Below are 26338 nucleotides of genomic sequence, written 5' to 3' on the forward strand. Positions count from 1 at the left end.
TGGCGCGAGCAGGACCAGCCAGGCGGGCTTTAGGCCCCCGCCCCTCAAGACAGCGTGACCGAGAAGATCTCCTCGGGCCGCCAGACCAGGCCGAGCAGGATGCGGACCCCGACCAGCAACACCATCACCGCGAGCGCGAGGCGGAGATATTCGGGTTTGAACTTGGTCGCGAACCGCGCGCCGATCTGTGCGCCGACGACCGAGCCCAGCAGCAACAGCCCGGCGAGCACGATGTCGACCGCCTTGGTGGTCGTCGCGTGCACCATCGTCGCGACCGCGGTCACGAACAGCGTCTGGAACAAGGAGGTGCCGACCACCACCGAGGTCGCCATCCCGAGCAGGTAGATCATCGCCGGGATCAGGATGAAGCCGCCGCCGATCCCGAGCAGGATCGTCAGGATGCCGGTACAGAAGCCGAGCAGCAGCGGCGCGAGCGGCGATATGTAGAGTCCCGACGCATAAAAGCGGGTGCGCAGCGGCAGTGCGGCGACCAACGGGTGATGGCGGCGCTTGCGCGCTTTCGGCGGGCGTCCGGTGCGCGCGCGACCGATTGTGCCGATCGATTCCTTCGCCATCAGGCCACCGATCGAACCGAGCATGACGACATAGACGATCGCGATCACGGTATCGATCTGGCCGCTTTGCTGGAGCAGGCGGAACAGCCACGCGCCGAAGAACGAACCTAGGATACCGCCCGCGACCAGCACGCCGCCCATCTTGGTATCGACGCCCTTGCGGCGGAAATGCGCGAACACGCCCGAGACGCTGGCACCGGTCACCTGACTGGCCGACGAGGCGGCCGCGACGGTCGGCGGGATGCCGTAGACGATCAGCAGTGGCGTGGTCAGGAACCCGCCGCCGATCCCAAACATGCCCGACAACAGCCCGACTCCCCCGCCGAGCAGGATGATCACAAGCGCGTTGACCGACAGGTTGGCGACGGGGAGATACAGGTCCACGCACACGCGTTACACCGGAACCCGGCGGCGGGGCTAGGCTGTCTTAAAAGTCGCTGCCGATCGACAGGGCCGGGCCGGAACCGGGACGCGCGGCGCCGGCCACCCTTTCGCGCCAGTCGAGCGTGAGACGCAGCGATTTGCCCACGATCGGTACGCCGATCACCAGCGACGGGCCGATGTCGAGGCGTTCGGAGCCGCGTTGCGCGCTGCCCCATATCCCGACCCCGATATCGATGCGGGCGCCCGCGACATGGCCGAGCGGATGCGTGATCCGCGCGGACGCGTCGACGAACCTTTCGACGCCATCGCGGGCTATGACGCCGGCCTGGCCGTAAGCCTCGACGCGGACGCCGGGCGCGATGTCGGCTGGGCCATAGCCGGCGATGATCCCCAGGGTCGGGCCGCCGCGACCGCCGTCGAGCACGAACCGCTGCTCGGCGATCAGCCGGATCGGCAGCGTGGTGGGTTGCCATTCGACGCCGAGCGCGGCTTCGCGGCCTTTGCCACGTAACGGCGCCGCAAGACGCGCGGCCAGCGCGAACCGGCGGCGGCCTCCCAGCGCGTAGGTCAATCGCACTCCGCCTTGCGAGGCGCCGAGCTGGCCGCCGGACAAGGTCCCCGCAGGTCCGCCGCGAACGAGCAGCCACGCACTGCCGGTCAGGCGGCGCGCTTCCTGTACGTGCATTGGTGGCGCGAATGGGGACGGGACGGTTTGGCGCTTCGCTTCGGCCGGGGGTAGAGGCTGGGCCGGGACACTGTGGTCGATTTGGTGGCTGGGCGGGGCGGGCATGGTCGACGCGAGGCCGCGGAAACGCGCGTGTGGTGCGATTACCGGCTCGGGAAGCGGTGCGCCGATCGACACGGATATGGCCGGGCGCTCGTCCGCCTTTGCGAACACCGCCGCGACCGCGTCGGGGACGAGGATCTTGATCGCCGCCGGAATCACCGCGCCGGCGGGCAGCGCTCCTTCGTCCGACAGCAGCACCGCGATCCGGATCATCGTCCACCCGCCCAGCGTCATCGCCAGGAACCGCAGCGGGCGACCGCCGGTCATCCCGCGGCGGCGACGGTCTGCGGCATAGCGGCGTCGATAACCACGTCGGGAAAGACAACCACGTCGGGAAAGTCGTGGCGGGTCTTGTCCCAGACCGCCGGGGCGCCGCGCAGCATGCCGATGTAGACGATGACCGCGCGCGGTGCGGCGAGCAGCGCGACGAGGTTGCCGACCAGGAAACGCGGCAGCGACCACAGCGCCTCGCGCACGCCATAGCTTCGCGCGGTGAAGATCATCCGCATCGTGAGTCGCCATATCAGCAGACCGAGGTTTGCCACGAGCAGAGCCAGGCCGATCGGCTGCGACGTCGGGGAGGGTATCGCCGCGCCCGCCTGCCAGTGCAGCAGGATCGCCAACCCCCATGCCGGCATCGCGAGATAGGCGACCGCGAGCACGACGACGCCGAGCGGCGCGCGGCGATCGCGCATCCGCATCCAGTGATCGGCGACCGCGCGGGGCGGTGCCCATCCCGTCCGATCCCAGCCGGCAAGAGCGATGCCGGTCATCCACCGGGTCTTCTGTCGCACCGACGCGTCGATCGTTCCCGGAAAATACGCGCGCGTCGCGACCACGCCGCCGGAATCGTCGGTCGCGACGCGCGCGAAGATGCTGCGCGCGCCGAGTTCGGCCAGGCGTAGGCCAAGCTCGTAATCCTCGGTCAGGCTGGTCGCATCGAACGGTGTGCCGCCGCGCACCTCGGCGATCGTCGCGAGCACGCCGGGGGCGATCGCGCAGCCCGTTCCCGCCAGCGGCATGCCCGCGCCGAGTGCGGTGCGGACGATGATCTGCTTGGCATGCGACTCGGCGAACTCGTCGGCATAGTGGCCCGACACCAGCCGCGCGCCGCGGTTGACCAGCGGCAGAACGGGCAACTGCACGACCTCGTATCGGTCGATCAGGCTGTCGACGACGCGCAATTCCTGCGCATGCACCACGTCTTCGGCATCGTGGAGGATGATCGCCTTGGTTGCTCGTGCGTCGCGCGCATCGTCGCGCCGCAGCGCCTGCCACAGCGTGTTGAGGCAGTCCGCCTTGGTCGTCGGCCCGTCGCGTGGCCCGACGACCAGCCGAATCCGTGAGTCTCGTTCCGCGACCGCGGCGGCGGCGTCGATCGTCGCGGGGTCGTTGGGGTAGAGGCCGACATAGATGCGGTAGTCGTCATGGTCGTAGCGCTCGATCGCGGTCGACAACATGCCGCCGATCACCGCGACCTCGTCCCACGCGGCGACGAAGACCGCGATCGGGCCGATGACTAGCGGTGGTGGCAAGGTGGCGAGCGTCAGGCGGGGCCGGTGCCCGTACAGGCAGCGCCGGCCGAGGAAGACGAGATCGATCAGCAGGTCGTCGAGGCCGCCCAGCAGCAGCCCGACCCCGGCGAACAGCAGGGTTTCGCGTGCGAAGACGTCGAAAATCCACACCGACTCGCCCACATCGCACCCCCGGGGTGGAGGCTATAGAACCCTGCATCCGTTTCGGTTTTAACCTGATCCGAATCGAATGTTTGGGGCGGGCGATATTATTCGAACCTTCCCGCGACGCGCGCGTTAAGCACGAGATCCCTTTTCCCCCTTTCGGGATCGGCGCCGAACCGTCATCGGGCCGGCCGCGCCGATGCGTAGCACGCGGCGCGGCCAAACCGGCCTTACGACGCTCGAATCAAGCCAAAGTTACGGCCGATCGCGGCCGCCGCCACCGGTGTTGCTGCCATTGCCGGCCCCACCGCCGCCGCTACCCGCCGCGCCGACCGTACCGATGTTGCCGAACAGATCCTGGAAGAACCCGCGCTCGCGACCCAGCGTCGGCGTCTTCTTGCCATACGGCTTGATCGAGGCGACCTGATCGAGCCCGCCGCGACGGATCGCGGTGACGGTGCCCTTCTGGTCAAAGCTAATCTGCAACGTGATCTGTGCGTTGGGGCGCGGATTGCGGAACGCGAGGTTGCGGCTGTCGCGTGCCAAATAATACCAGTCGCCCTGGTCGAACTGGCCGGCGAGCGTCGGCTTTCCCAGCGTGGCGAGCACCGACTGCCGGTTGTCGACGCCCGGCTGGACCGAGTTGACGAGGTCGGTGTCGACGACATAGCCCTGGTGCGAGCGCAGCTGGGTGCAGCCCGCGCTGGCCAGCGCAACGAGACCGATGGCCGCGACCTGGACGATACGGGTGGAAACGACGCTCATATAAACTCCCGGGGCATCTACTCTGCCAAGTCTGGGGCACGCGGAACACGGGCCGATTGCATCAACCGGCGATCGCCTCGATATGCGAGGTTGCGCGGGCAAACAAGCCGAAGCGCGGTTGCGACGATAAGGACGACGGATTGGGCTGGTTCGGAAGACTGCTCGGCGAGAAGCCGGACGAGGCGCTGCCGCTGTACAACGCGGTGGTGGGCCGGGCGCGCGCGGAGCATTGGTACCGCGACGGCGCGGTGCCCGACACGGTCGATGGCCGGTTCGACATGATCGCGACGTTGCTCGCGGTGGTCATGCTGCGGCTCGAGACCGAGCCGGCGGGCGGCGAACCGGCGGCGCGGCTGGCCGAGCGCTTCGTCGACGATATGGACGGGCAGCTGCGCGAGATCGGGATCGGCGACATCATCGTCGGCAAGCATATCGGCAAGATGATGAGCATGCTCGGCGGGCGGCTGGGGGCGTATCGCGAAGGCTTTGCAGCGGGCGACATCACGCTGGCCCTGGTCCGCAACCTGTACCGCGGCGTGACGCCGGACGATGCCGCACTCACGCATGTCCGCGAGTCGGTGATGACGTTCCATGCAGGGCTGGCTGCGATGCCACTATCGAATCTGTTATCTGGAGACCTGCCGTGAAGCCCGAGTTCAGCCGCCCCGAACGCCTCGACACGATCGGCGAGCGCGAGCGGATCGTCGAGATCGCCGCGACCGAGGACGAGCGGGCGGCATTGGCGAAGCGGTTCGCGCTGCTCTCGATCACGCGACTCGATGCGCGGCTCGGGATCAAGCGCACCGACAGCGGCATCGTCGTGAAGGGGCGCGTGACCGGGGCGGCGGTGCAGGCGTGTTCGGTCACCGACGAACCGCTCGACACGAAGATCGACGAGCCGGTCGCATTGTTGTTCGTCGAGCAGCTCATCGCCGAGGGCGACGAGGTCGAGCTGTCCGACGACGCGCTCGACACGGTCGCGATCGAGGGTGGCACGATCGATCTGGGCGAGGCGGCCGCGGATACCTTGGCGCTGTCGATCGACCCGTTTTCACGCGGGCCGAACGCGGCGGCCGCGCTAGCGGCGGCGGGGGTGATCAGCGAGGATGAGTTCCGGCCGGCGAATGCGTTTGCGGATCTGAAGGCGAGGATGGCGGGGAAGGGATAAGGTTCGCCGGTCTCGGGCTTGTTCGAGATCAGCTTACCAAAACCCCACCACCCTGGCGAAGACCGGGGCCCGATTGGGGGCGACCAGTGAGGTAGGGCGGTCCGCCGTTACATCCACCTTTGCAATTGGGCCCCGGCCTTCGCCGGGGTGGCGTATTTTCTTTGAGGGTCGCTCCCTCCTCCTCGTTCTCCCGCGAAGGCGGGAGCCCAGTCTGGGGCCCTGCCTTCGCGGGGAAACACGTTAGTTCGCGTACAGGTTAGTCCGCGTCGGGGCCTAGAGTCGGGTCGAGATCGCGGGGGCGGATGAAGCGGGTCAGGCGCGCGGTGTCGGTCGTGACGGCTCCCCAGTCGGCGGTGTCGAACTGGAGTTCGGCGATGCTGGCCGTCGGGTATTTTTCCTCGACCGCATCGCGCAGCGCGTCCGCGCCGTCCGCGACCAGCATCAGCACGAGATCCTCGAGGCCGGGATTGTGGCCGATCAGCAGCGCGCTCTCGGCCTCGGCGGGGAAGCCGTGGACGACGTCGAGCAGGGTCGCCGCCGACGCCAGGTACACGCGGCGGTCCAGTGCCGGTGCGATCGTGCGGCCATAGCCCGATTCGATCTGCTCCAGCGTCTCCATCACGCGCACCGCCGGCGAGGCGATCGCGTGGTCGAACGCCAAGTCGAGACTGCGCATATGGCGGCCGACCATCGCCGCGGCGCGCTTGCCCTTGGCGTTGAGCGGGCGATCGAAATCGCGCGCGACCGGATCGTCCCAGCCGGATTTGGCGTGGCGCAACAGCGTCAGCGTCTTCATGGCAATCCTCAAGCCGGTTCGCGGCTTTCATGCCCTACGCTGGCACGCGAGGAAAGCCGGCTTGCGACTCGGGCCACCGCTTCTTCGAGTGTCACGCGGGCGATCGGCACGCCCGGCGGGAAGGCGCTGAGCAGGCGCGACGGCATCGCCGCAGACAGCATCACGAACACGCCCGAATCGTCGGCGCGACGAATCAGCCGGCCGAACGCCTGTGCGAGTCGCGCGCGGACGAGCCGATCGTCATAGGCCGAACCGCCGCCGGCGAGCCTCCGTGCGGCATGGAGGACGGAGGGTTTCGCCCACGGCACGCCCTCCATCACCACCAGCCGCAACGACTCGCCGGGGACGTCGACGCCGTCGCGGAGCGCATCGGTGCCGAGCAGCGACGCGCCCGGATCGTCGCGGAAAATGTCGACCAGCGTGCCGGTGTCGATCGGATCGACGTGCTGCGCGTGGAGCGGCAGGCCTTCGCGCGCGAGCCGGTCGGCGATGCGGCCATGCACGCCGCGCAACCGCCGGATCGCGGTGAACAGTCCCAGTGTGCCGCCGCGGCTGGCGACGATCAGCTGCGCATAGGCGTTGGCGAGCGCACCGATATCGCCGCGCTTCACGTCGATGACGATCAGCACTTCGGCCTGTCGCGTGTAATCGAACGGGCTCTTCGCCTCGAACCGCGCGGCCGGGCGCAGGAGGTGGGGCGTGCCGGTGCGGGCTTCGGCGACGTCCCAATCGCCGCCGCCGGTGAGCGTCGCGGACGTGACGAGCGCGCCGTGGGCGGGCTTCAGGACGATCTCGGCGAACGGGCGCGTCGGATCGAGCCAGTGGCGGTGGAGGCCGATGTCGAACTCACGGCCTTCGATCCGGTCGACCGCGAGCCAGTCGACGAAATCGCCATCGACCGGCCCGCCGACGCGGGCAAGCAGCGACAGCCACGCCGCCACCGTCTCCGCGCGCCAGCCGATCGAGGCGATCGCGCCTTCGATTCGCGCGCGCGCGGGGCCGTCCATCCAGTCGGGTGCCTCGGCGAGCACCGCTTCCAGGCGACGGCCGAGCGTGACGAGCGGGCGGACGAGTGCGTCGAGCGCGGCGGCGGCGGGTGCGGCGGCTTCGATCAGCGTGGCGTCCGGTTCGGCGAGTTCGGTCTCCAGCCCATAGCCCGCGTCGCCCGGTTGTTCGGCCCGCGCGTAGGTCAGGCCACGGACGGCGGCGAGCAGCGTCTCGATCGGCCCGAACGGCGCGCCTTCGCCGAGGCGTTGCAGCCAGCCGTCGGACGCCAGCGCTCCCGCCGCGGTGACCGCATCGCTGATCGCCCTCGCCCCCTGTTCATCATAGCTGGCGAGATCGGACAGGCGGGCCGCGAGCCCCCGGCGCCGGCCGCGACCGCTCGATTCGGGGCCGAGGATCCAGCGGCGCAGTTCGATCGTCTCGGCGCCGGTCAGCGCGGTCGCGAACATCGAATCGGCGGCGTCGAAGATGTGATGGCCCTCGTCGAACACATAGCGCGTCGGGCGCGTGGCGAGTTCGCGGCCGCGTGCGGCATTGACCATCACCAGCGCGTGGTTGGCGATCACGATGTCGGCGTCGGACGAGGCGCGGGCGGCCCGCTCGATGAAGCATTTCCGGTAGTGCGGGCAGCCGGCATAGACGCATTCGCCGCGCCGATCGGTGAGCGCGGTCGAGCCGTTGCGGCGGAACAGCGTCGGCAACCAGCCCGGCAGGTCGCCGCCGACCATGTCGCCGTCCGCGCTATACGCGGCCCAGCGCGCGACGAGATGCGCGAGGATCGCCGCGCGGCCCGCGAACCCGCCTTGCAGCGCGTCCTCCAGGTTGAGCAGGCAAAGGTAATTCTCGCGGCCCTTCCGCGTGACGACCTTGGCCTTCCGGATCGCGGCGTCGGGATAGAGGCGCGCTGTTTCCTGGCCGAGCTGGCGTTGCAGCGTCTTGGTGTAGGTCGAAATCCACACCGCGCCGCCCGCCTTTTCGGCCCAGAGCGAGGCGGGGGCGAGATAGCCCAAGGTCTTGCCGATCCCGGTGCCGGCCTCGGCGAGGACGAGATTCGGCGTGTCACGCATCGCGCGCGGCGCGAACGCGGCGGTCGCGGCACCGGCATAGGCGCGCTGGCCGGGGCGTTCCTCGGCGCCGTGGCCGGTGAGGTCGACGAGCCGCGCCTCCGCGTCGCCCGGCTCGATCGTGACGGTGCGCGGGGCGGGGCGGGGTGCGTGCTCCTCCCATTCGGGGAGCGACGAGAACAGCCAGCGTTCGTTGACCGCGGGCTTCTTCAGCCGCTCGGCGACGACGGGCGCCCAGGGCCAGCGCAGGCGGAACAGCGATTGCGCCGCGGTCCATGCGCCTTCGCGCTCGGGCCAGTCGGTATCGGTGAGCGCCAACATCGCGTCGGCCGCACGGAGAAGGAATGGCGCGACCTCCGCATCCTCGCTCGGCATCGCGACGCCGGTCACACGCGCGATGCCCTTCGGCGTCGGCACCGCGAACTGCGCAGGCCGTAAGAAAGCGTAGAGCTCGAGCAGGTCGAGCCCGGAGAGGTCGGGATAGCCGAGGCGCTGGCCGATCAGCGGCGCGTTGAGCATGATGACCGGCGTATCGGCCGCGATCCGGATCGCCTCGCCCCGCCCGATCGGCCGCGCCCCGTCCGCATTCGCGATCCAGATGCCGGCGTGGCTGGCGTGGAGGGCGGGATAAGGCAGCACCGCGCGACCTTGTGCGAAGCGGAACGAAAGGGCAACCTTTTGCTTCCTCGTTCTCCCGCGAAGGCGGGAGGCCAGGCGCCAAGTGTGCCGTCCGAGGTTTAGCTGGGCCCCCGCGTCCGCGGGGGAACGGGCTTGTGCGTTTCCGCTGGCACACGCTATCGCCGTCGGCATGACCGAAGACCTCCGCACCGCCGCCCTCGAGTCCAAAGCCTGGCCGTACGAGGAGGCGCGCAAACTCCTGAAGCGCTATCCGAACGGCAAGCAGGATGGGCCGGTGCTGTTCGAGACCGGCTACGGGCCGTCGGGCCTGCCGCATATCGGCACGTTCAACGAGGTGCTGCGGACGACCATGGTGCGCAATGCGTTCCATGCGCTGAGCGATACGCCGACGCGGCTGATCGCGTTTTCGGACGACATGGACGGCCTGCGCAAAGTGCCGGACAACGTGCCCAACGGCGACATGCTCGCCACCCATCTCGGCAAGCCGCTGACGCAGATTCCCGATCCGTTCGGCACGCACTCCAGCTTCGCCGCGCATAACAACGCGATTTTGCGCGAATTCCTCGATCGCTATGGCTTCGACTACGAGTTCGCCTCGTCCACCGACTATTATACCAGTGGGCGCTTCGACGAGGCGCTGAAGGGCGTGCTTCGCCATTTCCAGGGTATCCAGGACGTGATGCTGCCCACGTTGCGCGCCGAACGGCGCGCGACGTACTCGCCGGTGCTGCCGATTTCGCCGACCAGCGGGATCGTGTTGCAGGTGCCGATTGAGGTGATCGATGCCGAGGCCGGGCTGATCGCGTTCGAAGATGCCAGTGTCCCGGGTGGCCAGCGGATCACGCAGTCCGTTCTGGGCGGCAAGGCCAAGCTCCAGTGGAAGGTCGACTGGGCGATGCGCTGGGTCGCGCTGGGCGTCGATTACGAGATGGCGGGCAAGGACCTGATCGATTCGGTGACGCAGTCGTCGAAGATCGCGCGCGTGCTCGGCGGCCGTCCCCCCGAGGGCTTCAACTACGAGATGTTCCTCGACGAGAATGGCGAGAAGATCTCGAAGTCGAAGGGCAATGGCCTGAGCCTCGACCAGTGGCTGACCTATGGCCCGCAGGAATCGCTCGCGTTCTACGCGTATCGCGAGCCCAAGAAGGCGAAGTCGCTGCACATGGGCGTGATCCCGCGCGCGGTGGACGATTACTGGCAGTTCCGCGGCAATTACGCCGCCCAGGATCTGAAGCAGAAGCTCGGCAATCCGGTGCATCACATCCACGACGGCAAGCTGCCCGCGGGCGAGCTGCCGGTAACGTTCGGGCTGTTGCTCAACCTCGTCGGCGTGATGGGCGATGCGAGCAAGGAGCAGGTCTGGGGCTATCTGGCGAATTACGTGCCCGATGCGTCGGCGGAGAAATATCCCGAGCTCGACAAGCTGATCGATCACGCGCTGGCCTACGGCCGCGATTTCGTCGCGCCGACGTTGCAGCGTCGCGCCCCCGAGGGCGTTGAGGTCGCGGCGCTGGAGCGGCTGGACGGGGAACTCGCCGCGTTACCAGCGGAGGCAAGCGCGGAGGACATCCAGAACATCGTCTACGAGATCGGCAAGACCGGCGGGTTCGAGAACCTGCGCGACTGGTTCAAGGCGTTGTACGAGACATTGCTGGGGTCCGAACAGGGTCCGCGGATGGGGAGCTTCATCGCGCTATACGGGGTAGCCAACTCGCGGAAGCTGATTGCCGAGGCGCTGGCGCGGTAAGGTTGCGTCTGGCCATCACCCTTGCCACTCGGAAGGATGGGCATGGCCCCTTGCCTTGCCGATCCGGAGGGGAAACGCCCAAGGCGGCGATCGGCGATAGCCGTTTTGGAAGAGGCGTCACTGCCGTCGAGAACTTTTTCCATATCTCGTTTTGACGGAGGGTGACGAACGATAACGCCCGCACCCGTCCGTTCAAGCTGGCAACCCGGGCTCCCGATAACGACCTTTTCGATAAGCGCGATCTTTCCCGTTTCTCCGTCCCCGACAGGTCAATTCGGGAAAGAGCAATTGGGAAAGGGGCTGCCCCGGATGGCGCCCAGTTCGATCGTCCGGGCGACTGTCCTGCCATAGGTTCCCTTTTTGGAATGGCCAAGATGACCAAATCGCCCACTAACGGTCGTCCGGGAGGCCTATGAACCCAACCGAAAACAGCCGCTAGGAAAACGCTCGCTTGCGGTCGAAGTTTGATCTCGACCAAAATGACTGATGAGCGTTTCGAAAGCATCTCAACTGCCGTATTTGGCGTCGGCGGTCACCAGCGCAGCCACAAGCACGCCTGCAACATCGCGCGGGGCACTTCTAAAACGAAATAGATTTCGTCGTGGAAAGGTCTCCATCATCCGCTACTACCTCCAATCGTCCGTGACGGTTTAGTAGCGTGCTGACCTTGACGGTGTTGTCAAAATTTCCACCTGAATCTACCCTGGCCATATTCGGGCCACCGTAATTGCCGGTTACCCCTCCCTCGGGGGGATAGTAGTTATACAAGATCTTGACTGTACTGTTGGGGGAGAATCCACTGCCGGCGATGATAAACGAGCCACTCCCTGGCGTTAGTCGAATTCGTGCAGGACGAAGCGGCGGCGCTAATTCTCCAAATACTATTGTGACGACATCGACGCTCCGGTTGTCCCACCTCTTAAAGCCCACGCCGTACGCGAATTCGCCACACGTGCCAATTTTTTGCCCCGCCCCATGTCGGTAGGCTCGGTTAATTGCCTGCGCTTGAGGATCACCTGCACCGAGAAAGGGTACAAGACGGTTGTACCCCGACGGCGGTGGAGATAAATCCTCCACCTTCTCGGACCGTGCATACTTTTGGGCTAACGTCTCAAGTCTTCGATCGTAACTCAAGATACCCGAGTTTGGGCATGCATTTTGTCGGTCGCGCTGGATGGTCGATTTAATTGGCTGGAGCGGATCATCAGCGTAGGCGGGCACCGCCATCATAGCCCCGCATAACATAGCTCCTGCGACGGGCAGAATGTTCTGTGTAAAGAATGATCTTTCTCGCACCATGGTACTTCTCCACGTTTGAAATCGTTGATCGCCTCTTTATTATCTTGCGAGTGTATGGCGCAATAACACGGCTTGTCTACAAGTATCCTGAATCAAGCTAGTAATGAGATAGGCCAGTTGCTTGCTGATGTATTAATGCGATCCGCGCGAAAACTATGGCAGTCGCACTGTTTTATCGAAAACATGGTATTTTTCTAGACGGATGCTGACGTCCACCTCGGTTCCAAAACCGCTTGGATCGCTTTCCGCCCATGCCGGCCATTCCGCGTCCGCCCAATTGCAGGCACGTGCCACATCAAGCAAGGTGGTCACATGCGCGGCAAACGAGACCTAACGACGGGCGAGCGACAGCAAACCGGCTGCGGCTGCGCCATGTTGCTTGCCTTGGCCGGCTTCGCCGCGCTTGGAACAGTGGAAACATCGATGTGCGAGACGATCACGTTCGCCCGATCTATTTCGCCGAGCGGCTTTACGGAAGCTCGCGTCCAGATGACCGACTGCGGCGCGGTAAGTGGGTTTACCCGCGTTGTTTGGGTTCAGCCAAGATGGCTACCAAGCGACCGATGGTTGTCCTGTCGAGCTGTAGCCTTCGATGGGATGGAGCCGATCACTCTTAAGTGGACTGCTAATAGTCTAAGCGTTGCGAGTGCCGCCCCGAAAACCAGCATAATCGCGACTGAAAACGCCTGCTACGGCTGGAAGGTCGACTTACACCTTAAGGCTTGATCCTGCGCCGAAAGTCCGTCTTCGTCTCATCTGGACATCCCGAAAATCGATCCATCGCGAGAATGCGGGATCGTACCAGAACGCCCAAACTCAGACGCTGAGGTGACAAATCTCAACTTCCGAAAGCGGCCGCTCGTTCAGCGCGATATTTGCTGCTCCCTTTTTCGCTGTTCCACTATTTCGATACAAATGTGCGAATGGAAGAAGGTGACGGTCTCAGGCTATGAACGCCCATTGCCGCGGATATGCAGGATGGTTAATCTGCTTTTATCTCGTCCCGTTCTCGAGGATTGCCATGGATCTCGACAAACCAAGAATTTTGCTAAGTTCGGATGAGATTGACCAAGTCACTAGCAATTTGGCTCGCTCGAAGAAATACGGAGATCCAAGACAAGTATGGGTCGAAGACGGACATGTCTTTGTTGAAGGACACGACGGAGAGGTCGTTTCAATGACCCCGGCGGTAGCGATCAAAATGGGTAGAATGCTGGGCGAGGCTGGGGCCGCTTCGCTGATCAACACCGTGATGGATGAGAGCGCGAGAAAGTTGGCGTAGGCGAATTTAGCGGCTGCGGGCGCAGGTGGCCGAGCAGACATACCCAAAAGCTTGAACGGCCTTCATCGAACGGCCGGTAATTCCGCTTACGCCCAATTGCAGACATCCTCTGGCCGTGAGACAAGGCTAAATGGTTTCTGATCGGTTCCTCGCTGCCCGGCGTCGGGGCGTTAACCGCGTCTTCCTGATGTTCGTCGGCCTCGCCCTGCTCATGTGGATTGCAACCCTTTGCGATCAGGCATTAAATCTCGGATGGGGTTGGGACAAGGAAGGCCTTTGGGACTTGCCGCTCATGGTGCTGTTTGCTGCATTCGTGCGCTTCTGCTCGCTCGCGATCATCAAGCTTACCGGTAGCCTTTTCAACGGCAGCTAACCTCTCCATCCCGGACAATCCCGAAATTCGATCCTTTTCGGGAAAGACTCAGTGTCAGGCGTCGTCCGCTAACGCCAATGGCCTCAATAGCAGCCGTTCCGGTTCCTCCCGATGCAGTCATTCTTCCAGTATCGAACGTGCATGCATCCATGCCGACTGGTACGAGGACCTCCAAAGCGTTCCGTCGGTTCTGTCATGATGATGCAGGCGTCAGGAAGGCGAGAAATGCGAGTGTTCTTCGACGAGGCCCAGCGGAATCACGCCCCGGCGCGCGAGCTGCATAACGGGGCGTTCACCGCCTATGCCGAGACGCCCGCGCGGGTCGACGCGATCCTGCGCGCGCTTGGGCCGGTCGAGGTGCCGGAAGATCGTGGCGAGGCGCCGATCCTCGCGGTGCATTCCACGGCGTATGTCGCGTTTCTCAAGGATGCCGCCCGGCTCTGGCGGGAGGCGGGGCGGGAGGGCGATGCGATCCCCTACGCCTTCCCGATCCGGGGACGCCGGCCGCTCGACCTGACGCGGATCGATGCGCTGATCGGGGCGCACAGTTTCGATGCGACGACGCCGATCACGGCCGAGACCTGGGCTGCGTCCTATGGCAGCGCGCAATCCGCGCTTGCCGCGACGCACGCCGTATTGGGTGGCGACCGTGCCGCATTCGCGCTGTGCCGGCCCCCGGGGCATCACGCGGGGGCAGATTATTGCGGGGGATATTGCCACCTCAACAGCGCCGCGATCGCTGCGCGGGCGGCGCGCGATGCCGGTGTCGCGCGGGTCGCGATCCTCGACATCGACTATCACCACGGCAACGGTACGCAGGACATATTCTACGAACGAGGCGACGTCTTCTACGCCTCGGTCCATGCCGATCCCAAGACCGACTATCCGTTCTACTGGGGCCATGCCGACGAAACGGGCGAGGGCGCAGGGCATGGCACGACGCTCAATCTGCCGCTGCCGCACGGCACGACGATCGACGCGTTTCGCGCGGCGCAGACCACCGCGCTCGACGCGATCGCCGCGTTCGATCCCGGCTTGGTCGTCGTCAGCTTCGGCGCGGATACGTGGGAGGGCGATCCGATATCCCACTTCAAGCTGACCACGCCCGATTACGCGGTGCTCGCGCGCGACATCGCCGCGCGCGGTTGGCCGACCGCGATCGTCATGGAGGGCGGCTATGCGGTCGATGCGCTCGGCCACAACGTAGCGGGATTTCTGGAAGGCTTCGACGTGCCGTCAAGAATATCTTGACGTTTTAACCGCAACGTTTCATCGACAAATCGTCAATAATATCTTGACGGCGAGGTTTGCCATGACACCATCCGACGAAACTGATCTTCGCCAGCGCGCTGCCGGTCTTGCGCTGGCGTGGCATGAGGAACGCATCCCGTTTGCGGGCGCGGCACGCGACGAATATCCGCCGATGATTGAAGCCGCGCACGTCGTAGCCGACGAGGCACGGCTGGCGCTGCATCGCTGGATCGATGCCAGTCGCCGAGCCGGACTGAGCTGGACCGAGATCGGTGCGCTGGTCGGGATCAGCAAGCAGGCGGCACAGCAGCGCTTCGGTGGTGGCCGTACCGACGACCTTGAGGATCCAGACTATATCGTCCGCCAGGGTGCCAACGCGTTCAACGAGATGGCGATCATGGCGGAGGAGGGCGCGAACGGCCGCGAGCTGGTCGGCACGGGCATGTTCCGGCTGATCTTCGTCCAGACTGACCGCGTGTGGGAGTATCGCCGCATGGTCGGCATCGGCCCGGATACCGAGGCGATGGCGACGCACGGATGGCAACTCGTATCGTCGTGGCTACCATTCCATTATTTCAAGCGTCCAGTCGGTTGATGGCCGCCGCTCCGACCTCGATTGCTCCGCCGCCCCCTATTGCGATCGGGACGCCCGCCTATCGTCGGTTGACGCTGGCGATGTTGTTCGCGGGGTTCTCGACCTTCTCGTTGTTATATTCGGTGCAGCCGTTGCTGCCGTTGTTCGCCGCGCAGTTCGGGCTGACCGCGGAAGGCGCGTCGCTGGCGGTGTCGCTCGCGACCGGACCGCTGGCGATCGGCATCCTGTTCGCGGGGTTCGTGTCCGACCGGGTCGGGCGGCGTCCGTTGATGATCGCGGCGATGTTCGCGGCGGGCGCGCTGACCTTGGCGGCGGCGGTCGTGCCGGGGTGGAGCGGGTTGCTCGTGCTGCGCTTCCTGACCGGCGTCGCGCTGGCGGGCGTGCCGGCGGTGGCGATGGCCTATGTCGCCGAGGAGGTCGATGCCGGCGCAGTCGGTGCAGCGATGGGGCTGTATATCGCGGGCAGCGCGCTTGGCGGTATGGCCGGGCGGCTGGTCGTCAGCGTCGTCGCCGATCTCGAAGGCTGGCGCTGGGCGCTCGCCGCGGTCGGAATCGCGGGGCTGGCGATGGCGGAGGCGTTCCGCCGGCTCGCACCACTTTCGCGCAATTTCACGCCGAGCGTCGGACGACCGGGTGCGTTGTTGCGGAGTGCCGGCTCGCTGTTCGTCGATCGCGCGATGCCGCTGCTGTATCTCGAGGCGTTCCTGTTGATGGGGGTGTTCGTCACGATCTACAATTATGCGGGGTTCCGGTTGATGCGCCCGCCTTACAGCCTCAGCCAGGCAGCGGTCGGCGGCGTGTTCCTTCTCTACGTGCTGGGGTCGGTCAGTTCGGCGAAGTTCGGCACGCTTGCCGGGCAACTCGGGCGGCGGAAGGTGTTCTGGATTCCGGTCGTGCTGCTGATCGCCGGCATCGCGCTGACCGCGATGACGCCGCTGGTGCTGGTGATCGCCGGGATCGCGGTGGTGACGATCGGCTTTTTCGGCGCGCATTCGATCGCGAGTGCCTGGGTCGGCAGGCGCGCGCAGGGCTCGCGCGGGCAGGCGGCGGCATTCTACCTGTTCTTCTATTACATGGGGTCGAGCGTGCTGGGATCGGCGGGTGGATTCGCGTGGACGCATGCCGGATGGCCCGGGGTGACGGCGTTCTGCCTGTTGCTGGGGGCGGCGGCGCTGGTGATCGGACTGGTGCTACGCACCGTGCCGCCGCTCGTGGTGGAACCGCCGGTACCGCAGCGGATGCCGGATCCTTGACCGCTGACTTCTCCCCTTCCTGAAAGGGAGGGGCTGGGGGTGGGTTGGCCTGCTTGTGTCCAGAAGTTCGGATTCGCGGAACCCGACCCACCCCGCCTCCTCCCTTTCAGGGAGGGGAGAGGAAGTCTGGCTTCCCTCAACCCCTCTACCGCGACGCCACATCCGTCGCGTCGACCGGCGGCATACCCGCCATCTCCTTCGCGAACGCTTCGACCTGCTCCATCACGCGCAACACATTGCCGCCGGACAGCTTCGCCAGATCGCCATCGCTCCACCCCAGCCGCGCCAGTTCGGCGAACAGCAGCGGGTAGCCGTCTACCCCCTTCAGCCCGATCGGCCCTGTCCCCTGGATTCCGTCGAAATCGCCGCCGATCCCGACGTGGTCGTGGCCGGCAACCTTGGCGATATGCTCGACATGATCGGCGACCGTCGCGGCGGTGACTTGCGGCTCCGGATGCGCCGCGTCCCACGCCACCAGCGGCGCAGGGGATTTGGCGCCGTAGACGCCCGCCGGCACGCCGATGCTCTTCGCATAGGCCGAGCGCGCAACATCCCACGCGCGCCACGGCGCCGACAGGAAGGACGGGTAGAAGTTCACCATTACCACGCCGCCGTTCGCGCCGATCGCGCGGAGCAGGTCGTCGGGTATGTTGCGCGATGCGTCGGCGATCGCGCGTGCGCTGGAATGGGAGGCGATCACCGGCGCCTTGGTCGCGGCCAACGCCGCCGCCATCGTCGCGTCGGACACGTGGCTGACGTCGACGATCATCCCGATTCGGTTCATCTCGGCGATCACCTGGCGGCCGAACGCGCTCAAGCCGTTGGCGCGCGGCGCGTCGGTCGAACTGTCCGCCCAGTTCAGGCTCTTGCCGTGCGTCAGCGTCATATAGGCCACGCCGAGCGCGCGATATTGCCGCAATACCGACAACCGCCCGTCGATCTGATGCCCGCCCTCGACGCCGATCAGCGACGCGATCCGCCCGGCCTTTTCGATCCGGCGGATGTCGGCGGCGGTGGTCGCGAGTTCGAAAATCGCCGGGTTGGCCGCAACGAAGCGGCGGACGATGTCGATTTCCTCCAGCGTCATCCTGACCGGGTCGGGGGCGTCGGCGGGGATGTAGACCGACCAGAACTGGCCACCGACATGACCTTTCCGCAGCCGGGGAACGTCGGTCTGGAGCGGGTATGGCAGATGCGCGGTGTCCGCCATGAGGTCGACCGATTCGACCTTCGCCTCGTGCAGGTCGCGGAGTTCCCAGGCGAGGTCGTTGTGGCCGTCGATCACCGAGATGCGGTCCAGCACGCGCTCGACCCGGCGGGCTATCCGTGCGTCTGGGGCCGCGGCGGGGCTCGCCTGCGCGGCGATCAGCAGGAAAGCGGCGATCATGACTTGTCCCCCGTGGCGTCCGCTCCATCCTGAAGCAGGTGTTCACAGGCCACAAGCGGGGTAAAGGCGCGGCCGAAAATGCGGAAAGGCCGGCGTTGCAGACCAGATCGACCAAGCAGGACAGCCAGCTCTCCACCGCGATCGCGATCGCGCGGCTGATCGGGATTCTGGGGATCGTCTATGTCCATGCGTGGACCGGCCGCACCGCGGAGGAGCTGGCGGCGGGGGCGTTCAGTGGGCAGGCGGTGCTGCGGATAGCGCTGGGCGAGCTGTTCGGGCGCAGCGCGGTGCCGTTGCTGGGCATGATCTCGGGCTGGCTGGTCGTCTCGACGGCGATGCGGCGAGCGTACGCGCCGTTCCTGGCGGGCAAGGCACGGACGATCCTGCTGCCGATGCTGCTCTGGAACGCGATCGCGATCGTCCTGGTGGGCGGTGCGGCGACGTTCGGCACGCTGAAGGCACCAGCGCCGGCAAGCATCGGCTGGACGTTGAACGAACTCGTGCCCGTGGTGCGCGCCAACGACATCAACGTGCAGATGCCGTTCCTGCGCGATCTGTTCGTCTGCATGACGATCGCGCCGCTACTGGTGCGGGCGTCGAGTGCGTGGCTTGCTGCGGTGGCGCTGGTGGTGGTCGTGTGGAGCGTCTCGGCGATGCACATCCCGCTACTTCTCCGGCCGCAGATCCTGCTGTTCTTCACCGCAGGGATCGCCGCGCGGCGGTTCGGTATGGCGGAGCGCGTGGCGGGCTGGCCGGTTGCAGTGTGTGCGCTGCCATTCATGGTGCTGATCGCGCCGAGGCTCTGGACCGCGTTGCTCGGGAACGTCTTTTTCGATGCGCATCCGCACGTGATGACGGCGTTCGATCTCGTGTTCCGGTTGGCGTCGGCGGTGCTGTTCTGGCGGCTGGCCTGGGCGCTCGCGGGGAGCGGCGTCGCCGACCGGTTGCGGGCGGCCGAGCGTTACGGGTTTCTCGCGTTTTGCGATCATCTGGTGCTGTTGTGGCTGCTTGGGCCGGTGATCGGGCTGGCAACCGGGCCGCTCGGCTCACAGATCTATCCGGTGTATCTGCTGGTGCAGCCGTTGCTGGTGCTTGGCGCGACGATCGTCCTGGGGCGGACGCTGCTGACGGTTTGCCCGGCGGCGGCGAGGGCGCTGAGTGGGGGACGATTGGGGCGATAGCGCGTCAGAAACCGCGTGATGGTGGACCAAGCTGGTTCACCCATTCCTGATTGTGGACGACGGTCGAGCGGACCGGGCGGCCGGCGGCGTCGAGCCAGGGCCGGTAGCGGAAGCGCAGCTCGATCAGGCGACAGGTGGTCGCGTCGAGCACCGCATTGCCGCTCGAGCGCGTGATCATGCAGTGCGTGACGCTGCCATCGGTCTCGACCGTGTAGCGCACGCCGACGACCCCGCCCGCACCGATCACCGCTTCCGCATTGGGGAAGTCCTTGTTCTTGAAGCGGCCCTTGAGGAGGCGGGGCGGGGTCTCGCCGCCGCCGTCGCCGCCGCCATTTCCGGAGCGGCCGCTGCCCGTGCCGTTGCCTTCTCCCCCTGCGCCGGTGCCGGGGCCCGGGAGGGGTGCAGCGCCCGAGGTGGCGTCGCTGCCGGGGCCGGGTTTGAGCGTCGCGATGACGGGTGGTGGCGAGACGATGGGGGGGACGATCGGTTTGGGGACGACGAGTTCGGTCGCCTTGGAGCGGAGGTTCGCGGGGGCCGCCGCGCCTTCGGGGCGGTGGCTCTTCGCGGGGCGGGGGACGATCTTTTCGGGCGGCGGTGGCGGCGGTGTGGGACCGACGGCGAAAGTCTTGAGGGGTTCAGGGATGGCGGTGGGGAGGCTGACGCCGAGGCCCAGGATCAGCGCGGAGCCGACGACTGCGCAGAGTAAAACGGCGCCGGCGGCTGATATCAGGCGGTCGCGCGGGTTCGGGTGGACGCCGTACATGCTGGGTAATTGGGGAGAGGCGCGGTGGGCGACAACTGCGCGTGAGGGCGCGGAACGATCTCGGTACTCCGGACGTGTTCGGTACTGATCCCGCTTCGACAGATGCACCTCCCCGGCGCAGGCCTGGGTCCAATTGGAAAGGTCGATGTGACGAAGGACCGTCCGCCGTTACCTCCGTTTCCCAATTGGGCCCCTGCCTTCGCCGGGGAGGTGGCACTTTGGGTGAGATAGACGTCGGTTTGTAAACAAATCGGTTGGGCGTCGGCAGACCTGTACGTTCGGCAGACACTAGAACGGGCGGTGCGACAGAAGTCACACCGCCCGTTCGTGGCTGGCGCGCGACGCGGGAGTAAATCCCGCGTCGTCGGTGGGCGCTGGAGCGCCGGCGGCCGGCCTTTCGCGTGCGAACCTGCGCTTTGCTGGTTCGCAGCGGCGTGCTGCTGCACGCCTCGCTCGGGCTTACAGCTTCTCTGTCAGTTCCGGCACGATCTTGAACAGATCGCCCACCAAGCCGATGTCCGCGACCTGGAAGATCGGCGCGTCCTCGTCCTTGTTGATCGCGACGATGACCTTCGAGTCCTTCATGCCGGCGAGATGCTGGATCGCACCCGAGATTCCGACCGCGACATACACTTCCGGGGCGACGATCTTGCCGGTCTGGCCGACCTGATAGTCGTTCGGCGCGTAACCCGCATCGACCGCGGCACGCGAGGCACCGACGCCGGCACCGAGCTTGTCCGCCAACGGATCGATCAGCGCGTGGAACTGGTCGCTCGAGGCCAGCGCACGGCCGCCGGAGACGATGATCTTCGCGCTGGTCAGCTCGGGGCGCTCGTTCTTGGCGATCTCCGAGCCGGCGAAGGTCGACAGACCCTTGTCGCCGGTCGATGCAACCGCTTCGATCTCACCCGATCCACCCTCGGTAGCAGCCTTGGCGAACGCCGTGCCGCGCACCGTGATGACCTTCTTCGCGTCGGTCGACTGCACGGTCGCGATCGCGTTGCCGGCGTAGATCGGCCGCGTGAACGTGTCTTCGCTCTCGACCGACAGGATGTCGCTGATCTGCATGACGTCGAGCAGCGCGGCAACGCGCGGCGCGATGTTCTTGCCGTGCGTGGTCGACGGCGCGAGGAACGCATCGTGGCTGGCCATCAGCTCGACGACCAGCGGCGCGACGTTCTCGGCCAGTGCATGCGCGAACGCGGCATCGTCCGCGACGTGGACCTTGCCGACGCCGGCGATCTTGGCAGCTTCGGCAGCGACGCCGTCGACGCCCTGGCCGACGACCAGCAGATGGACTTCGCCAAGCTGCGATGCGGCAGTGACCGCAGACAGCGTGGCATCCTTGACGGCCTGACCGTCATGTTCGACCCAGACGAGCGTCTTCACTTGGCGACTCCCATTTCCTTGAGCTTGCCGACCAGCGCGTCGACATCGGCGACCTTGATCCCGGCCGAGCGCTTGGCGGGCTCGACGACCTTCAGCGTGGTCAGCCGCGGCGTCACGTCGACGCCGAAATCGGCCGGCGTCTTCTGCGCCATCGGCTTCGACTTCGCCTTCATGATGTTCGGCAGCGAGGCATAACGCGGCTCGTTGAGGCGAAGATCGGTGGTGATGATCGCAGGCAGTTTCAGCGTGTCAGTCTCGGCGCCGCCATCGACTTCGCGCGTCACGTTGACCGAGCCGTCAGCGATCTCGACCTTCGACGCGAACGTGCCCTGGCCCCAGTTCAGGAGCCCGGCGAGCATCTGCCCGGTCTGGTTGTTGTCATCGTCGATCGCCTGCTTGCCGAGGATGACCATGTCGGGCTTTTCCTGCTCGACGATCTTGGCAAGAATCTTGGCGACGCCGAGCGGCTCGACCTTGGTCTCGCTGACGACGAGGATAGCGCGGTCGGCACCCATCGCGAGCGCGGTGCGGAGCGTTTCCTGCGATTTCTGCTCGCCGATCGACACGACGACGATCTCGGTCACGCCCTTGTCTTTCAGGCGGATGGCTTCCTCGACCGCGATTTCGTCGAACGGGTTCATGCTCATCTTGACGTTCGCCAGATCGACGCCCGTTCCGTCCGCCTTCACGCGGGGCTTCACATTGTAGTCAAGCACGCGCTTGACCGGCACCAGCACCTTCATCGGGGTTCCTTCCAAGGTGAATCTATTCGTTCTCGCCAACCGGCGTTGGCGCGACAGATGGCTGTTTCAAGCCGTTTTCGCAAGTCCGGTATGGAAACATCGCCATGCCGTAGCGTCACGGCGATCGTTCGGTCGGACCAGTCGTATTTCCGACGAATCCTCCCCCGCCAGGGGGAGGTGGCTGGCCCTTGCCAGACGGAGGGGGAGGTAAGCGAAACCTCTGCTCCGTGTCCTCCCCCTCCGTCACCTTCGGCGACACCTCCCCCTGGCGGGGGAGGATCGTGAAGCTGGCGATCGAGACCAACGAAAAGGGCCCGGACGTTTCCGTCCGAGCCCCCTTTTCGCAGAATCAGTATGTGCGACCAGTCGGGCTTATGCCGCGACCTTCTGCACCTCTGCGACGATCTTCTTCGCGGCATCGCCAAGGTCGTTCGCAGGAACGATCGCGAGACCCGAGTTGGCCAGGATCTCCTTGCCCTTCTCGACATTCGTGCCCTCGAGGCGGACGACGAGCGGCACCGAGAGGTTCACTTCCTTCGCCGCGGCGACGATGCCGTCGGCGATGATGTCGCACTTCATGATGCCGCCGAAGATGTTGACCAGGATGCCCTTCACGTTCGGATCCGCGAGGATGATCTTGAACGCCGCCGTCACCTTCTCCTTGTTGGCGCCGCCGCCGACGTCGAGGAAGTTGGCCGGGAACATGCCGTTGAGCTTGATGATGTCCATCGTCGCCATCGCGAGGCCGGCGCCGTTGACCATGCAGCCGATGTCGCCGTCGAGCTTGATGTAGGCGAGGTCGTACTTCGACGCCTCGAGCTCGGCGGGATCTTCCTCGGTCTCGTCGCGCAGCTCGAGCAGGTCCTTGTGGCGGAACAGCGCGTTGCCGTCGAACGCGACCTTCGCGTCGAGCACCATCAGCTTGCCGTCGTTGGTGACCGCGAGCGGGTTGATCTCGATCTGCTCGGCATCGGTGCCCATGAACGCGTCATACAGCTTCGAGGCGGTGTTCGCGGCCTGCTTAGCGAGATCGCCAGTGAGCTTCAGCGCAGCAGCGACGGCGCGACCGTGATGCGGCATGAAGCCAGTCGCCTGGTCGATGTCGATCGACTGGATCTTCTCGGGCGTGTCGTGCGCGACCGCCTCGATGTCCATGCCACCTTCGGTCGAGACGACCATCATAACGCGGCCGGTGGTGCGGTTGAGCGTCAGCGCGAGGTAGAATTCCTTGTCGATGTCGACGCCGTCGGTGACGTACAGGCGGTTGACCTGCTTGCCCGCGTCACCCGTCTGGATGGTGACGAGCGTGTTGCCGAGCATGTCGGTTGCGGCCGCGCGAACCTCGTCCTCGGTCTTGGCGAGGCGGACGCCGCCCTTGGCATCGGGGCCGAGCTCGACGAACTTGCCCTTGCCGCGGCCGCCGGCGTGGATCTGCGCCTTGACGACATAGAGCGGTCCGGGAAGCTTCTTCGAGGCCTCGACGGCCTCCTCGACGGTCAGCGCCGCGAAACCGGCAGGCACGGGGACGCCGAACTTGGCCAGCAGTTCCTTGGCCTGGTATTCATGGATGTTCATCGGGAAGGCTCCACGCAATTTTTAGGAAACTCGGGAATTGGTTGGGCGTAAAGCACAGGGCGGAGGAAATATCCACCCTTAAGGCATATGCACTTGCGTCTCGTTCGCAATAGAGGCGGTGTTGAGCGGGTAGCACGCGAGGTCTCCACACGATAGGGTTCGCGAGTCGGCTCAGATCGGTGGTTTTCTGCAAGCGCCGGTTTTCTGTGGCGTTCCGCTCATAACGTCCTAAGATCGCGAGGAAACGACATTGGAGTCGGTATAGATGGACCGACCAAGTGGCGCGCGTTTGCATAAAAGTAACCCTTTTTGGGGCACTATACCGGCATGACACAGCCTGCGACTCCACTGCCCCACGATCCGACCAGCGAAGAGCTTCGTCAGGCGCTCCGCAAAGCGGTGAAGATGCGGGCGCATCTGCGCGATCGTGGTCAGACCCGGTTCGAGATCGAGGTCACCGACCTGTCGCTCTCGGGCTTTCGCGCTGAAACCAGCTTTACGCTGTGGCCGGGGACGGTGGTGTGGCTGACGCTACCGGGGCTGGCCGCGCTCGAGGCCGTCGTGGCGTGGCGCGACAAGTTCAAATATGGCTGCGCCTTCGCCAAGCCGCTGCACCCCGCGGTGTTCGAGCATATCGTAGCGCTCAGCCAGCGATAGGCTCGGCCACGCCCGAGCCGATGCGCGCAGCGCAATCGCTAGCTCGGCCGGTGGGTCGCTCCAGCGAACCCATCCGACGACGGCTTTGCCGGCGGCCTTATAGAGAGAAGCAGGTCGCGCCGTGGCAAAGCCACGTCGTCAGTCGTCGCTGTGCGCCGCTGGCCGGGCTTTCGACTTATCCGAAAATAGCTGCGCTATTTCGGGTCTCGGCCTTTAAACCCCTGCGCGACCACGAACCACTCGACCGACCCCTTGCGACTCGCCGGCGGCTTGGCATGCTTCACCGTCTTGAAGTTCCGCTTCATCTCCGCGACCAGCTCCGAATCGGCGCCACCCGCGAACACCTTCGACACGAACGTGCCACCCGGCTCCAGCACCTCGCACGCAAAGTGCAGCGCGGTTTCCACGAGCGCCATCGTCCTCAGCGCATCGGTCTGCGGATGCCCGACGGTGTTCGCCGCCATGTCGGACAGCACCAGATCGGGTGCGCCACCGAGCGCCTCGATCAGCTTCCCCGGCGCCGCATCGTCGAGAAAATCCATCTCGAAGATCGTTACGCCCTCGATCGGATCGACTGCCAGCAGGTCGATGCCCACGACCGTCGCCTTGGGGATCCGCCGCCGGATCACCTGCGCCCAACCGCCCGGTGCGAGGCCGAGATCGACGACGCGCTTAGATCCCCGGATTAGCTCGAACCGCTCGTCCAGCTCGATCAGCTTGTACGCCGCGCGACTGCGATAGCCGTCGGCCTTGGCACGCTTCACATACGGATCGTTCAGCTGCCGCTCGAGCCACCGCGTCGACTGCGCGGTCCGCTTGCGCGCGGTGAGAACGCGGACATGCCCACCGGAGCCGCCGCGGCTCATGCCGTCGCTCCCGTGGCTTTGCCGGGCTTGGGCGAACCCATCAGGCCGCGCAGTATGCCTTCGCGAATGCCGCGGTCGGCGATGCCGAGCCGTTCGGCGGGCCACAAATCCATGATCGTCTCCAATATCGCGCAGCCCGCGACCACCAGGTCGGCGCGCTCGTTGCCGATGCACGGCAGCTTGGCGCGGTCCGTGATCGACATGTGGGAAAGGTCGGCGCTGATCTTCCGCATCGCCGCCGCGGGCACGATCAGCCCATCGACCACTGAACGGTCGTAATGGCTCAGCCCGAGATGCACGCTGCCAAGCGTCGTCACCGTGCCACTCGTGCCAAGCAGCCGCGGTCGCTCGATATGCCGGGGCAGGCGGCTGGCGAACCCGGCAAAACTGTCCGCGACGACCTGCCGCATCCGCGCATACGCAGCGCGGCGGCCCTCGTCGCCCTCGCCACCGCCGGCATGCTCGGTCAGCGACACCACGCCCCACGGCGCCGAGTGCCAGTCGAGCACGGTCGGGACCGGCGTCGAGGTATCGATCAGCACGAGTTCGGTCGAGCCGCCGCCGATGTCGAACACCAGCGCGGGATCTTCGCCCGGCTCGATCAGCGCATGGCAGCCCAGCACGGCGAGCCGCGCCTCCTCCTCCGCCGAGATGATATCGAGATGGATTCCCGTCTCCGCCAGCGCGCGGGCGATGAAATCGGGACCGTTCGACGCCTGCCGGCACGCCTCTGTCGCCACCGACCGCGCCAGCGTGACGTTGCGCCGCTGCAGCTTGTCCGAACACACGCGAAGCGCCGCGATCGTCCGCTCGATCGCCGCGTCGCTCAGCTTGCCGGTCGACGCGAGCCCTTCGCCGAGCCGGACGATTCGCGAGAACGCGTCGATCACCGCGAACCCGCCGGCCTGCGGTCGCGCGATCAGCAATCTGCAATTGTTGGTGCCGAGATCCAGCGCGGCAAATGCCTGCGCGTCGGCCCACCGCCCACAACTGGGCCGGGTTGCCGCCGGACGGGCAGGACCGCCCTGCCGGAACGGCATTCGGGTGGAAACATCCCCCATCGCCGTAAAACTCGCTATCTATGTCTGCCGCCGCAGGAAAATTCCCGCCCGGTG

General features: G+C 65.9%; 23 protein-coding genes. 10 read left to right on the top strand and 13 right to left on the bottom strand.

What is annotated here, in order from left to right; genetic code table 11:
- Window positions 1-44: 44 nt before the first annotated feature.
- The 4 genes from ACLBWL_RS01865 to ACLBWL_RS01880 form a co-directional block, all read right to left on the bottom strand.
- Window positions 45-959: a sulfite exporter TauE/SafE family protein gene (locus ACLBWL_RS01865; RefSeq protein ID WP_133029752.1), complete on the bottom strand. Its 915-nt coding sequence runs from the start codon at window positions 957-959 to the stop codon at window positions 45-47.
- Window positions 960-1002: 43 nt separating this feature from the next.
- A complete protein-coding gene (locus ACLBWL_RS01870; protein ID WP_447789729.1) occupies window positions 1003-2013 on the bottom strand; it encodes a hypothetical protein in 1011 nt (336 codons plus the stop codon).
- On the bottom strand, window positions 2010-3431 hold the full coding sequence (locus ACLBWL_RS01875) for a glycosyl transferase family protein (RefSeq protein ID WP_447789731.1): 1422 nt from the start codon (window positions 3429-3431) through the stop codon (window positions 2010-2012). Before ACLBWL_RS01875 ends, ACLBWL_RS01870 begins: the two co-directional genes overlap by 4 nt.
- Before the next feature lie 249 nt (window positions 3432-3680).
- Window positions 3681-4190 carry an outer membrane protein assembly factor BamE gene (locus tag ACLBWL_RS01880; protein ID WP_447789732.1) on the bottom strand — a complete coding sequence of 170 codons (510 nt, stop codon included), beginning with the start codon at window positions 4188-4190 and terminating at the stop codon, window positions 3681-3683.
- Window positions 4191-4330: 140 nt separating this feature from the next.
- On the opposite strand from ACLBWL_RS01880, the gene ACLBWL_RS01885 reads away from it, so the two are divergent.
- Window positions 4331-4837: a ubiquinol-cytochrome C chaperone family protein gene (locus ACLBWL_RS01885; RefSeq protein WP_447789734.1), complete on the top strand. Its 507-nt coding sequence runs from the start codon at window positions 4331-4333 to the stop codon at window positions 4835-4837.
- Window positions 4834-5358, top strand: coding sequence for a YceD family protein (locus ACLBWL_RS01890; RefSeq protein WP_447789736.1), 525 nt, complete (start codon window positions 4834-4836; stop codon window positions 5356-5358). Before ACLBWL_RS01885 ends, ACLBWL_RS01890 begins: the two co-directional genes overlap by 4 nt.
- A 256-nt stretch (window positions 5359-5614) precedes the next feature.
- Here the strand turns inward: ACLBWL_RS01890 and ACLBWL_RS01895 are convergent, their stop codons facing one another.
- Both ACLBWL_RS01895 and ACLBWL_RS01900 read right to left on the bottom strand, forming a co-directional pair.
- Entirely contained in the window at window positions 5615-6154 is a 540-nt protein-coding gene (locus tag ACLBWL_RS01895; RefSeq protein ID WP_447789738.1) for a SixA phosphatase family protein, read from the bottom strand.
- 8 nt (window positions 6155-6162) lie between these two features.
- Complete coding sequence (locus tag ACLBWL_RS01900; RefSeq protein ID WP_447789740.1) at window positions 6163-8862, bottom strand: ATP-dependent DNA helicase; 2700 nt, start codon at window positions 8860-8862, stop codon at window positions 6163-6165.
- 169 nt (window positions 8863-9031) lie between these two features.
- Here ACLBWL_RS01900 and ACLBWL_RS01905 point away from each other — a divergent pair, with 169 nt between their 5' ends.
- From ACLBWL_RS01905 to ACLBWL_RS01930, 6 genes are all read left to right on the top strand, one after another.
- The gene (locus ACLBWL_RS01905) at window positions 9032-10609 is read left to right on the top strand and encodes a lysine--tRNA ligase (RefSeq protein ID WP_447789742.1); all 1578 of its coding nucleotides are present in this window, start codon (window positions 9032-9034) and stop codon (window positions 10607-10609) included.
- A gap of 2320 nt (window positions 10610-12929) precedes the next feature.
- Window positions 12930-13190 (top strand): hypothetical protein, encoded by a 261-nt coding sequence (locus ACLBWL_RS01910; protein WP_447789744.1) that lies wholly within the window; start codon window positions 12930-12932, stop codon window positions 13188-13190.
- Window positions 13191-13320: 130 nt separating this feature from the next.
- Window positions 13321-13563, top strand: a complete 243-nt coding sequence (locus tag ACLBWL_RS01915; protein WP_447789746.1) for a hypothetical protein — start codon at window positions 13321-13323, stop codon at window positions 13561-13563.
- Window positions 13564-13788: 225 nt separating this feature from the next.
- Entirely contained in the window at window positions 13789-14814 is a 1026-nt protein-coding gene (locus tag ACLBWL_RS01920) for a histone deacetylase family protein (RefSeq protein WP_447789748.1), read from the top strand.
- Window positions 14815-14875: 61 nt separating this feature from the next.
- Entirely contained in the window at window positions 14876-15409 is a 534-nt protein-coding gene (locus ACLBWL_RS01925) for a hypothetical protein (RefSeq protein ID WP_447789750.1), read from the top strand.
- The gene (locus tag ACLBWL_RS01930; RefSeq protein WP_447789752.1) at window positions 15409-16662 is read left to right on the top strand and encodes an MFS transporter; all 1254 of its coding nucleotides are present in this window, start codon (window positions 15409-15411) and stop codon (window positions 16660-16662) included. The genes ACLBWL_RS01925 and ACLBWL_RS01930 overlap by 1 nt, the downstream gene beginning before the upstream one ends.
- Before the next feature lie 145 nt (window positions 16663-16807).
- On the opposite strand, the gene ACLBWL_RS01935 is transcribed toward ACLBWL_RS01930, so the two are convergent.
- Complete coding sequence (locus ACLBWL_RS01935; RefSeq protein ID WP_447789754.1) at window positions 16808-18049, bottom strand: dipeptidase; 1242 nt, start codon at window positions 18047-18049, stop codon at window positions 16808-16810.
- Window positions 18050-18144: 95 nt separating this feature from the next.
- Here ACLBWL_RS01935 and ACLBWL_RS01940 point away from each other — a divergent pair, with 95 nt between their 5' ends.
- The gene (locus tag ACLBWL_RS01940; RefSeq protein ID WP_447789756.1) at window positions 18145-19230 is read left to right on the top strand and encodes an acyltransferase family protein; all 1086 of its coding nucleotides are present in this window, start codon (window positions 18145-18147) and stop codon (window positions 19228-19230) included.
- Window positions 19231-19234: 4 nt separating this feature from the next.
- Here the strand turns inward: ACLBWL_RS01940 and ACLBWL_RS01945 are convergent, their stop codons facing one another.
- From ACLBWL_RS01945 to sucC, 4 genes are all read right to left on the bottom strand, one after another.
- On the bottom strand, window positions 19235-19993 hold the full coding sequence (locus tag ACLBWL_RS01945) for an energy transducer TonB (RefSeq protein ID WP_447789758.1): 759 nt from the start codon (window positions 19991-19993) through the stop codon (window positions 19235-19237).
- A gap of 459 nt (window positions 19994-20452) precedes the next feature.
- A complete protein-coding gene (locus ACLBWL_RS01950) occupies window positions 20453-21382 on the bottom strand; it encodes an electron transfer flavoprotein subunit alpha/FixB family protein (protein WP_447789759.1) in 930 nt (309 codons plus the stop codon).
- Window positions 21379-22125: an electron transfer flavoprotein subunit beta/FixA family protein gene (locus tag ACLBWL_RS01955; protein ID WP_447789761.1), complete on the bottom strand. Its 747-nt coding sequence runs from the start codon at window positions 22123-22125 to the stop codon at window positions 21379-21381. The genes ACLBWL_RS01950 and ACLBWL_RS01955 overlap by 4 nt, the downstream gene beginning before the upstream one ends.
- A gap of 372 nt (window positions 22126-22497) precedes the next feature.
- Window positions 22498-23700: an ADP-forming succinate--CoA ligase subunit beta gene (sucC, locus tag ACLBWL_RS01960; protein WP_056053980.1), complete on the bottom strand. Its 1203-nt coding sequence runs from the start codon at window positions 23698-23700 to the stop codon at window positions 22498-22500.
- Window positions 23701-24027: 327 nt separating this feature from the next.
- On the opposite strand from sucC, the gene ACLBWL_RS01965 reads away from it, so the two are divergent.
- Complete coding sequence (locus ACLBWL_RS01965; RefSeq protein WP_131587184.1) at window positions 24028-24357, top strand: PilZ domain-containing protein; 330 nt, start codon at window positions 24028-24030, stop codon at window positions 24355-24357.
- Between the two features lie 194 nt (window positions 24358-24551).
- Here ACLBWL_RS01965 and ACLBWL_RS01970 read toward each other — a convergent pair whose 3' ends face one another.
- Both ACLBWL_RS01970 and ACLBWL_RS01975 read right to left on the bottom strand, forming a co-directional pair.
- Window positions 24552-25223: an RlmE family RNA methyltransferase gene (locus tag ACLBWL_RS01970; RefSeq protein WP_447789764.1), complete on the bottom strand. Its 672-nt coding sequence runs from the start codon at window positions 25221-25223 to the stop codon at window positions 24552-24554.
- Entirely contained in the window at window positions 25220-26284 is a 1065-nt protein-coding gene (locus ACLBWL_RS01975; protein WP_447789766.1) for a Ppx/GppA phosphatase family protein, read from the bottom strand. Before ACLBWL_RS01975 ends, ACLBWL_RS01970 begins: the two co-directional genes overlap by 4 nt.
- Window positions 26285-26338 lie beyond the last annotated feature (54 nt).

The organism is Sphingomonas sp. M1A8_2b (assembly GCF_053345535.1).

What these genes read in the sequence shown, in the direction of transcription:
- ACLBWL_RS01870 (WP_447789729.1), bottom strand. Translation starts at nt 2,013, where the DNA reads ATGACCGGCGGTCGCCCGCTGCGGTTCCTGGCGATGACGCTGGGCGGG.
- ACLBWL_RS01880 (WP_447789732.1), bottom strand. Translation starts at nt 4,190, where the DNA reads ATGAGCGTCGTTTCCACCCGTATCGTCCAGGTCGCGGCCATCGGTCTC.
- ACLBWL_RS01895 (WP_447789738.1), bottom strand. Translation starts at nt 6,154, where the DNA reads ATGAAGACGCTGACGCTGTTGCGCCACGCCAAATCCGGCTGGGACGAT.
- ACLBWL_RS01905 (WP_447789742.1), top strand. Translation starts at nt 9,032, where the DNA reads ATGACCGAAGACCTCCGCACCGCCGCCCTCGAGTCCAAAGCCTGGCCG.
- ACLBWL_RS01910 (WP_447789744.1), top strand. Translation starts at nt 12,930, where the DNA reads ATGGATCTCGACAAACCAAGAATTTTGCTAAGTTCGGATGAGATTGAC.
- ACLBWL_RS01915 (WP_447789746.1), top strand. Translation starts at nt 13,321, where the DNA reads ATGGTTTCTGATCGGTTCCTCGCTGCCCGGCGTCGGGGCGTTAACCGC.
- ACLBWL_RS01920 (WP_447789748.1), top strand. Translation starts at nt 13,789, where the DNA reads ATGCGAGTGTTCTTCGACGAGGCCCAGCGGAATCACGCCCCGGCGCGC.
- ACLBWL_RS01925 (WP_447789750.1), top strand. Translation starts at nt 14,876, where the DNA reads ATGACACCATCCGACGAAACTGATCTTCGCCAGCGCGCTGCCGGTCTT.
- ACLBWL_RS01930 (WP_447789752.1), top strand. Translation starts at nt 15,409, where the DNA reads ATGGCCGCCGCTCCGACCTCGATTGCTCCGCCGCCCCCTATTGCGATC.
- ACLBWL_RS01935 (WP_447789754.1), bottom strand. Translation starts at nt 18,049, where the DNA reads ATGATCGCCGCTTTCCTGCTGATCGCCGCGCAGGCGAGCCCCGCCGCG.
- ACLBWL_RS01945 (WP_447789758.1), bottom strand. Translation starts at nt 19,993, where the DNA reads ATGTACGGCGTCCACCCGAACCCGCGCGACCGCCTGATATCAGCCGCC.
- ACLBWL_RS01955 (WP_447789761.1), bottom strand. Translation starts at nt 22,125, where the DNA reads ATGAAGGTGCTGGTGCCGGTCAAGCGCGTGCTTGACTACAATGTGAAG.
- sucC (WP_056053980.1), bottom strand. Translation starts at nt 23,700, where the DNA reads ATGAACATCCATGAATACCAGGCCAAGGAACTGCTGGCCAAGTTCGGC.
- ACLBWL_RS01965 (WP_131587184.1), top strand. Translation starts at nt 24,028, where the DNA reads ATGACACAGCCTGCGACTCCACTGCCCCACGATCCGACCAGCGAAGAG.
- ACLBWL_RS01970 (WP_447789764.1), bottom strand. Translation starts at nt 25,223, where the DNA reads ATGAGCCGCGGCGGCTCCGGTGGGCATGTCCGCGTTCTCACCGCGCGC.
- ACLBWL_RS01975 (WP_447789766.1), bottom strand. Translation starts at nt 26,284, where the DNA reads ATGGGGGATGTTTCCACCCGAATGCCGTTCCGGCAGGGCGGTCCTGCC.